At 49.2% G+C, this 9,042-nt stretch carries 11 protein-coding genes; 6 read left to right on the top strand and 5 right to left on the bottom strand.

Annotation, left to right across the window (positions count from 1 at the left end):
• Positions 1–98: 98 nt before the first annotated feature.
• Genes trkA through def form a run of 4 tightly spaced genes read right to left on the bottom strand, consistent with a single transcriptional unit; the run spans position 99 to position 4,303 of the window.
• Positions 99–1,475 (bottom strand): Trk system potassium transporter TrkA, encoded by a 1,377-nt coding sequence (gene trkA / locus ACUU1M_RS16965; protein ID WP_000691382.1) that lies wholly within the window; start codon positions 1,473–1,475, stop codon positions 99–101.
• A 21-nt stretch (positions 1,476–1,496) separates the two neighbouring features.
• Positions 1,497–2,786: a 16S rRNA (cytosine(967)-C(5))-methyltransferase RsmB gene (gene rsmB / locus ACUU1M_RS16960; protein ID WP_005078004.1), complete on the bottom strand. Its 1,290-nt coding sequence runs from the start codon at positions 2,784–2,786 to the stop codon at positions 1,497–1,499.
• 45 nt (positions 2,787–2,831) lie between these two features.
• Positions 2,832–3,779 carry a methionyl-tRNA formyltransferase gene (gene fmt, locus ACUU1M_RS16955; RefSeq protein WP_000004429.1) on the bottom strand — a complete coding sequence of 316 codons (948 nt, stop codon included), beginning with the start codon at positions 3,777–3,779 and terminating at the stop codon, positions 2,832–2,834.
• A 14-nt stretch (positions 3,780–3,793) separates the two neighbouring features.
• Complete coding sequence (gene def / locus ACUU1M_RS16950) at positions 3,794–4,303, bottom strand: peptide deformylase (protein WP_000114986.1); 510 nt, start codon at positions 4,301–4,303, stop codon at positions 3,794–3,796.
• 130 nt (positions 4,304–4,433) lie between these two features.
• On the opposite strand from def, the gene dprA reads away from it, so the two are divergent.
• Genes dprA through ACUU1M_RS16920 form a run of 6 tightly spaced genes read left to right on the top strand, consistent with a single transcriptional unit; the run spans position 4,434 to position 8,228 of the window.
• Complete coding sequence (gene dprA / locus ACUU1M_RS16945; protein WP_000228521.1) at positions 4,434–5,558, top strand: DNA-protecting protein DprA; 1,125 nt, start codon at positions 4,434–4,436, stop codon at positions 5,556–5,558.
• Positions 5,530–6,003, top strand: coding sequence for a DUF494 family protein Smg (smg, locus tag ACUU1M_RS16940; protein WP_000460680.1), 474 nt, complete (start codon positions 5,530–5,532; stop codon positions 6,001–6,003). Before dprA ends, smg begins: the two co-directional genes overlap by 29 nt.
• A gap of 28 nt (positions 6,004–6,031) precedes the next feature.
• Complete coding sequence (locus ACUU1M_RS16935; RefSeq protein ID WP_152029023.1) at positions 6,032–6,574, top strand: DNA topoisomerase family protein; 543 nt, start codon at positions 6,032–6,034, stop codon at positions 6,572–6,574.
• A 4-nt stretch (positions 6,575–6,578) separates the two neighbouring features.
• Positions 6,579–7,151: an L-threonylcarbamoyladenylate synthase type 1 TsaC gene (gene tsaC / locus ACUU1M_RS16930; RefSeq protein WP_005050640.1), complete on the top strand. Its 573-nt coding sequence runs from the start codon at positions 6,579–6,581 to the stop codon at positions 7,149–7,151.
• A gap of 4 nt (positions 7,152–7,155) precedes the next feature.
• Positions 7,156–7,974: a shikimate dehydrogenase gene (aroE, locus tag ACUU1M_RS16925; protein WP_000451217.1), complete on the top strand. Its 819-nt coding sequence runs from the start codon at positions 7,156–7,158 to the stop codon at positions 7,972–7,974.
• Positions 7,971–8,228, top strand: coding sequence for a DUF1488 family protein (locus ACUU1M_RS16920; RefSeq protein WP_001070563.1), 258 nt, complete (start codon positions 7,971–7,973; stop codon positions 8,226–8,228). The genes aroE and ACUU1M_RS16920 overlap by 4 nt, the downstream gene beginning before the upstream one ends.
• On the opposite strand, the gene ACUU1M_RS16915 is transcribed toward ACUU1M_RS16920, so the two are convergent.
• Positions 8,204–8,758: a gamma carbonic anhydrase family protein gene (locus tag ACUU1M_RS16915; RefSeq protein WP_001286216.1), complete on the bottom strand. Its 555-nt coding sequence runs from the start codon at positions 8,756–8,758 to the stop codon at positions 8,204–8,206. The two genes, ACUU1M_RS16920 and ACUU1M_RS16915, sit on opposite strands and share 25 nt — an antisense overlap.
• Between the last annotated feature and the right edge of the window lie 284 nt (positions 8,759–9,042).

Below are 9,042 nucleotides of genomic sequence, written 5' to 3'. Positions count from 1 at the left end.
GTCTAACAAATGTTAAGCCATTTTCCTGCCAGGAATGAATTTAATTAATCCTTGATAATCAAAGGGAAATAATAAGGCGTCATTAGACGCCTTATTAATTACAAGAAGAAAGGGCTTGGCTGGAAGAGTCTTTCGACGTCGGTAATAAACTTTTTATCTGTGAGGAACATAATTACGTGATCGCCTTGCTCAATGCGCAGATTGTCATTGGCAATCATCACGTCGTTTCCACGTACCACCGCTCCAATAATCGTTCCTGGCGGTAGCTTGATTTCGTCAATGACTCTGCCGACAACGCGTGAGGTGCTTTCATCACCGTGAGCAACGGCTTCAATAGCTTCTGCTACGCCGCGGCGCAATGAGGAAACACCAACAATATCTGCTTTTCGCACATGGCTAAGCAACGCAGAAATAGTTGCTTGTTGTGGTGAAATTGCAATATCGATCACGCTCCCCTGAACCAGATCCACATAAGCGCGGCGCTGGATCAATACCATCACCTTTTTCGCACCCATACGTTTGGCAAGCATGGCGGACATGATATTGGCCTCGTCATCGTTGGTGACGGCAATAAACAGATCAACTTGATCGATATGTTCTTCGGCCAGCAGTTCTTGATCCGACGCATCACCAAAAAAGACGATCGTATTCTGCAACTTTTCCGCCAGTTCGGCAGCGCGCTGCTGATTACGTTCGATGAGTTTAACGCTGTAATCTTTTTCCAGACGACGCGCCAGCCCTGCACCGATATTACCGCCACCAACCAGCATGATCCGTTTATACGGTTTTTCCAGTCGCTGTAATTCACTCATCACCGCGCGGATATGCTGTGAAGCGGCAATAAAGAACACTTCATCACCAGCTTCAACAATGGTCGAACCTTGTGGACGAATGGGGCGATCGTGGCGGAAAATTGCTGCCACACGAGTATCGATATGTGGCATATGTTCGCGCATGGTCGAAAGTGCATTACCAATCAGCGGGCCGCCATAATAGGCTTTAACTACAGCGAGGCTGACTTTACCCTCAGCGAAGTTCACCACCTGCAATGCGCCTGGATACTCAATCAGTCGGTAAATATTATCGATAACCAACTGCTCTGGTGCGATCAGATGATCAATCGGTACAGCATCTGAATGAAATAGCTTATCGGCATCGCGTACGTAGTCTGGTGAGCGGATGCGAGCGATGCGATTAGGGGTGTTGAAAAGTGAGTAGGCTACCTGGCAGGCAACCATATTGGTTTCATCTGAACTGGTTACAGCAACCAGCATATCGGCGTCGTCGGCACCTGCCTCCCGCAATACGCGTGGATGAGAGCCATGCCCCTGCACGACTCGCAGGTCAAATTTATCCTGCAAAGTCCGCAGACGCTCACCGTTGGTATCGACAACAGTAATATCGTTGTTCTCGCCAACCAGGTTTTCCGCCAGTGTGCCGCCAACCTGGCCGGCACCCAGAATGATAATTTTCATCAGTCGCGACCCGTTATCTCATCACTTTTTGATTAGCTTAGCGTAAAAGAAGCCGTCGCCCTCTTCGGCACCAGGCTGATTTTGTTTACCCGGTTGCTCTGGTGTTCCTGTTTCGCAAAGTTCGGCATCAGCGGTACGTTGCAAAAAGGCTTTAATCTGCAGGCTATTCTCTTCCGGTAACACCGAACAGGTGGCATAGACCAGGGTTCCACCGGATTTTAAATGCGGCCAAATGGCGTCGAGAATTTCAGACTGCAATTGCGCGAGTTCCGGGATATCGCGATCGCGACGTAACCATTTAATATCTGGATGGCGACGAATCACCCCCGTTGCTGAACAAGGCGCATCTAATAAAATGCGATCAAACTGTTGCTCGCCACACCATTGGGAAGGGTAACGGCCATCACCTTGTTTCACGGTTGCCTTCATACCAAGGCGTTTTAAATTGTCGTAAACGCGAGAGAGGCGCTGTTCGTCAATATCAACCGCAACAACCTGCGCTTCTGGTGCCACCTCAAGGATATGCGTTGTTTTACCGCCGGGGGCGGCACAAAGATCCAAGATGTGTTCACCGTTTTGTGGCGCAAGCCAGGTCATGCAACCTTGTGCTGATGCATCCTGAACGGTAACCCATCCGTCTTCAAAACCAGGTAGCGCATGAACAGGTGCAGGTGTTTCCAGCCGTACAGCATCAGGGTAATCCGCATGCGGGAAACCTTTCATTCCTGCTTCATCCAGCAATGCAAGCCAGCTGTCGCGGGAATGATGCGTACGATTAATACGCAGCCACATTGGCGGACGCTGGTTATTGGCTTCGGCGATGGATTGCCACTGCTCTGGATACGCTTTTTGCAGACGCTTCAGCAACCAGGAAGGATGCAGATAACGTGCATCACGGGTATTAAACTCGGCTAATAACTCTTCTTGCCGACGCTGGAACTGGCGTAATACACCGTTAATCAACCCTTTAAGTTGCGGACGCTTAATTGCGATAGCGCCTTCAACCGTTTCAGCCAGCGCAGCATGAGGTGGAATGCGGGTATAAAGCAGTTGATACAAACCAACCATAATCAGGTAATGCACAGTGCGCTGTTTGCCGGTCATCGGACGGGCCATTAACTTATTAATCAGCCAGTCTAACTGCGAAAGCGTACGCAGTACGCCAAAGCACAACTCTTGAAGAAGTGCTTTGTCTTTATCGGAAACTTTTTGCTGGAGCGGTGGCAGAATGTTGCTTAATGATTGCCCTTGCTCGACGACTTGTTCAACGGCATGGGCCGCCATGCTACGTAAATTACGTTGTTTTTTCATAAGTATAAAAATGCTCGGCAAGACCGGGCTTAGAAGAGTGGACTATCAGACCAGACGGTTGCCCGGAACAAACCATTCCCGACGAGAGTTCAGGAGGTCTTGCGCGCTCATCGCTTTCTTACCCGCAGGTTGTAACGAGAGCAGGTTCAGGATGCCATCACCAGTCGCAACCTGAATGCCTTGTTTGTTGGCTTCAAGGATCGTTCCTGGTGCAGCGTTGGTTGCCGTATCAATGACCGACGCTTTCCAGACTTTAACCGGCTGTCCTTCAATTTCCAGCCGGCTCATTGGCCATGGGTTGAAAGCGCGAATGCAGCGTTCAAGCTGTGCTGCCGAAAGTGACCAGTCAATACGCGCTTCTTCTTTACTCAACTTCTCGGCGTAAGTGACAAGAGTTTCGTCCTGAACTTCTGGTTTCGCCGTGCCGTCTGCCAATTGTTTCAACGTGGTGATAAGCCCTTGTGGGCCAAGCTCTGCCAGCTTGTCGTACAGCGTACCACTGGTATCTTCTGCAGTAATCGGGCAGGAGAGCTTATAGAGCATGTCACCGGTGTCTAAACCAACATCCATTTGCATAATGGTTACACCAGTTTCTGCATCACCCGCCCATAGTGAGCGTTGGATTGGTGCAGCACCGCGCCAGCGTGGCAGCAGTGAACCATGAACGTTGATACAGCCAAGACGCGGCATCTCCAGCACAGCTTTAGGCAGAATTAAACCATAGGCGACGACGACCATAACATCAGCCTGCAAATCGGCGACCAGTTGCTGGTTTTCTTGTGGACGCAGGGAAACAGGTTGAAAAACGGGCAGACCTTCTTCCTCAGCCAGAACTTTAATCGGGCTGGGCATCAGTTTTTTACCGCGTCCTGCCGGTCGGTCTGGCTGGGTGAACACGCCAACGACGTTATGACCAGAAGACAACAGCGCGTCGAGATGACGCGCTGCAAAGTCAGGTGTACCCGCAAAAATAATACGTAGTGATTCTGACACGTTAGTTCTTATCCTTAAGCCCGGGCTTTCAGACGATCCAGTTTTTCAACTTTCTGACGAATTCGTTGTTGTTTCAGCGGTGACAGATAATCCATAAACAGTTTGCCAACCAAGTGATCCATCTCATGCTGAATACAGATAGCTAACAGACCCTCTGCTTCCAGTTCAAATGGTTTACCGTCGCGGTCAAGGGCGCGAATTTTAACTTTCTCTGCGCGCGGCACTAAAGCACGTTGTTCAGGGATCGACAGGCAACCTTCTTCAATGCCTGTTTCGCCGCTTTTTTCTAAAAGCTCCGGATTGATTAACACCAGCCGTTCGTCACGGTTTTCCGAAACATCAATAACAATGATACGTTGATGGATATCAACCTGGGTTGCCGCCAGGCCAATACCTTCTTCTGCGTACATCGTCTCGAACATATCATCGACGATACGCTGAATTTCTGCATTCACTTCTTCTACCGGTTTAGCAACTTTGCGAAGCCGCTCGTCCGGAATATGTAACACTTGCAAAACTGACATAAATCTCCAGAGATGTGTTCAGGAGTTAGAAAGATTATTTCTTCTATTCTAGACAAATCCCCCTCTGATTGACAGCATCACTGACCAATCGCAAAGATTGCTAAGGCTTGCTTATGGCAGGGAGATAAGGATGGTCGATACAGAAATTTGGCTGCGTTTAATGAGCATCAGCAGCTTGTACGGCGATGATATGGTCCGTATCGCTCACTGGCTGGCAAAACAGTCGCATATTGATGCGGTTGTATTGCAGCAAACAGGGCTTACATTGCGGCAGGCACAACGCTTTCTTTCATTTCCACGAAAGAGTATCGAAAGCTCACTTTGTTGGTTGGAGCAACCCAACCATCATTTAATCCCTGCGGACAGCGAATTTTATCCTCCTCAACTTCAGGCGACGACAGATTACCCCGGCGCACTGTTTGTTGAAGGAGAACTGCACGCGCTGCATTCATTTCAGCTTGCCGTAGTGGGGAGTCGGGCGCATTCATGGTATGGCGAGCGATGGGGGCGATTATTTTGCGAAACTCTGGCGACGTGTGGAGTGACAATTACGAGTGGACTGGCGCGTGGAATCGATGGTGTGGTGCATAAAGCGGCCTTACAGGTAAATGGCGTCAGCATTGCTGTATTGGGGAATGGACTTAATACCATTCATCCGCGTCGCCATGCCCGACTGGCTGCCAGTCTGTTTGAACAGGGTGGCGCTCTCGTCTCGGAATTTCCCCTCGATGTTCCACCCCTTGCTTACAATTTCCCACGAAGAAATCGCATTATCAGTGGTCTAAGTAAAGGTGTACTGGTGGTGGAAGCGGCTTTGCGCAGTGGTTCGCTGGTGACAGCACGTTGTGCGCTTGAGCAGGGGTGTGAAGTTTTTGCCTTGCCAGGTCCAATAGGGAATCCGGGAAGCGAAGGGCCTAACTGGTTAATAAAACAAGGTGCGATTCTTGTGACGGAACCGGAAGAAATTCTGGAAAACTTGCAATTTGGATTGCACTGGTTGCCAGACGCCCCTGAAAATTCATTTTATTCACCAGATCAGCAAGACGTGGCATTGCCATTTCCTGAGCTCCTGGCTAACGTAGGAGATGAGGTAACACCTGTTGACGTCGTCGCTGAACGTGCCGGCCAACCTGCGCCAGAGGTAGTTACTCAACTACTCGAACTGGAGTTAGCAGGATGGATCGCAGCTGTACCCGGCGGCTATGTCCGATTGAGGAGGGCATGCCATGTTCGACGTACTAATGTATTTGTTTGAAACCTATATTCACACTGAAGCTGAGTTGCGTGTGGATCAAGACAAACTTGAACAGGATCTTACCGACGCAGGTTTTGAGCGAGAAGATATCTACAATGCCCTGCTATGGCTGGAAAAACTTGCTGATTATCAGGAAGGGTTGGCAGAACCGATGCAACTGGCCTCGGATCCTCTCTCCATGCGTATTTATACACCGGAAGAGTGTGAACGACTGGATGCCAGCTGCCGTGGGTTTCTGCTTTTCCTTGAGCAGATTCAGGTGCTCAACCTTGAAACTCGTGAAATGGTGATAGAGCGAGTGCTCGCGCTGGATAACGCAGAGTTCGAACTGGATGATCTGAAATGGGTGATCCTGATGGTGTTGTTCAACATCCCGGGCTGCGAAAATGCGTACCAGCAAATGGAAGAATTACTCTTTGAAGTGAATGAAGGTATGCTGCATTAATCATTTCTTTAATTCAGCATAAGTTGTTATGGCAAAATCAGCACTGTTCACGGTGCGTAATAATGAGTCCTGCCCAAAGTGCGGGGCTGAACTGGTTATTCGATCCGGGGAACACGGTCCGTTTCTTGGATGCTCACAGTATCCGGCGTGTGACTACGTCCGTCCTCTGAAATCTTCAGCGGATGGACATATTGTCAAAGTTCTGGAGGGGCAGGTTTGCCCCGTATGTGGCGCAAATCTGGTATTACGCCAGGGACGCTTTGGTATGTTTATTGGTTGCAGTAACTACCCTGAATGCGAACATACCGAACTTATCGATAAACCGGACGAAACAGCAATTACATGCCCCCAATGTCGGACGGGCCATCTGGTCCAGCGCCGCTCCCGTTATGGCAAAACATTTCACTCCTGTGATCGCTACCCGGAGTGTCAATTTGCCATTAACTTCAAACCAATAGCTGGAGAATGCCCTGAGTGTCATTATCCGCTACTCATCGAAAAGAAAACCGCGCAGGGTGTAAAACACTTTTGTGCCAGTAAACAATGTGGAAAGCCGGTTTCGGCGGAATAATAACGTGAATAATAACCTGCAAGGAGACGCTATCGCAGCTGCGATAGATGTCCTCAATGAAAAACGTGTCATCGCCTATCCAACGGAAGCCGTTTTCGGTGTCGGGTGCGATCCTGATAGCGAAACAGCAGTGATGAGACTGTTGGAGTTAAAACAGCGTCCGGTTGATAAGGGGCTGATTTTAATCGCGGCAAATTACGAGCAGCTTAAACCCTATATTGATGACACCATGTTGACTGACGTGCAGCGTGAAACCATTTTTTCCTGCTGGCCAGGTCCTGTCACCTTTGTCTTTCCCGCGCCTGCGACAACACCGCGCTGGTTGACGGGCCGCTTTGATTCGCTTGCTGTACGAGTCACCGACCATCCGTTGGTGGTTGCTTTGTGCCAGGCTTATGGTAAACCGCTGGTTTCTACCAGTGCCAACTTGAGTGGATTGCCACCTTGTCGAACAGTAGACGAAGTTCGCGCACAATTTGGCGCGGCGTTCCCGGTTGTGCCTGGTGAAACGGGGGGGCGTTTAAATCCTTCAGAAATCCGCGATGCCCTGACGGGTGAACTGTTTCGACAGGGGTAACATAATGGAAACCTATGCTGTTTTTGGTAATCCGATAGCCCACAGCAAATCGCCATTCATTCATCAGCAATTTGCTCAGCAACTGAATATTGAACATCCCTATGGGCGCGTGTTGGCACCCATCAATGATTTCATCAACACACTGAACGCTTTCTTTCGTGCTGGTGGTAAAGGTGCGAATGTGACGGTGCCTTTTAAAGAAGAGGCTTTTGCCAGAGCGGATGAGCTTACTGAACGGGCAGCGTTGGCTGGTGCAGTTAATACCCTCAAGCGGTTAGAAGATGGACGCCTGCTGGGTGACAATACCGATGGTGTAGGCTTGTTAAGCGATCTGGAACGTCTGTCTTTTATCCGCCCTGGTTTACGTATTCTGCTTATCGGCGCTGGTGGAGCATCTCGCGGCGTACTACTGCCACTTCTTTCCCTGGACTGTGCGGTGACAATCACTAATCGGACGGTATCCCGCGCGGAAGAGTTGGCTAAATTGTTTGCGCACACTGGCAGTATTCAGGCGTTGGGTATGGACGAACTGGAAGGTCATGAGTTTGATCTCATTATTAATGCAACATCCAGTGGCATCAGTGGTGATATTCCGGCGATCCCGTCATCGCTCATTCATCCAGGCATTTATTGCTATGACATGTTCTATCAGAAAGGAAAAACTCCTTTTCTGGCATGGTGTGAGCAGCGAGGCTCAAAGCGTAATGCTGATGGTTTAGGAATGCTGGTGGCACAGGCGGCTCATGCCTTTCTTCTCTGGCACGGTGTTCTGCCTGACGTAGAACCAGTTATAAAGCAATTGCAGGAGGAATTGTCCGCGTGAATCAGGCCATCCAGTTTCCGGACAGGGAAGAGTGGGACGAGAATAAAAAATGTGTATGTTTTCCCGCTCTCGTGAATGGTATGCAACTGACATGCGCGATCTCTGGCGAGAGTCTGGCGTATCGCTTTACTGGAGATACGCCAGAACAGTGGTTAGCGAGTTTTCGTCAGCATCGCTGGGACCTGGAAGAAGAAGCGGAAAACTTAATTCAGGAACAAAGTGAAGATGATCAAGGCTGGGTCTGGTTACCCTGATCCAGATATTCGTCCTTCCATTTCACGTAATTATTCGCGGAATAGCGTAACCCAGCCTTCTCTTCATCACTTAACGGGCGGATCTGTTTGACGGGGCTACCGAGATACAGATATCCGCTCTCCAGCCGTTTATTTTGTGGGACCAGACTACCCGCACCAATCATCACATCATCTTCTACTATTGCGCCATCAAGTAAAATTGAGCCCATCCCAACCAAAACTCGATTGCCAATGGTGCAGCCGTGGAGCATCACCTTGTGACCAACAGTGACATCTTCGCCAATGGTTAATGGGTTGCCATCTGGGTTGTACGAGGATTTATGAGTGACATGCAACATACTGCCATCCTGGATATTGGTGCGTGCTCCGATCTGTACATAATGTACATCTCCACGAATCACAACGAGCGGCCAGATCCCCACATCATCAGCCAGACGAACGTCACCAATCACGACACTGCTATCGTCGATCATTACGCGCTGACCGATTTGTGGAAAAAGATCGCGGTATGGGCGTAAAACATCAGACATACTTACCTCAGCAATAAATGATTTACTAATGACTTTGGGGGCATTATTGGCCTTGTGCAAGTCTTTTAGTATGCAAAAAAGCACCGTTTTGTGTGCGATTGCAGCAAAAAGGGTGAAAAAACAACAAACAGAAAAAAAGATCAAAAAAATACTTGTGCAAAATATTGGGATCCCTATAATGCGCCTCCGTTGAGACGACAACGTGAAACACTTCACAGGATGGTCGGAACAACGAAGAGAAAAAATCCTGAAATTCAGGGTTGACTCTGAAAGAGGAAAGCGTA

Source organism: Shigella sp. SIG6 (genome assembly GCF_053555815.1).
Note: the sequence above shows the minus strand (reverse complement) of the source record. Positions and strands in the feature narration are given on the sequence as shown.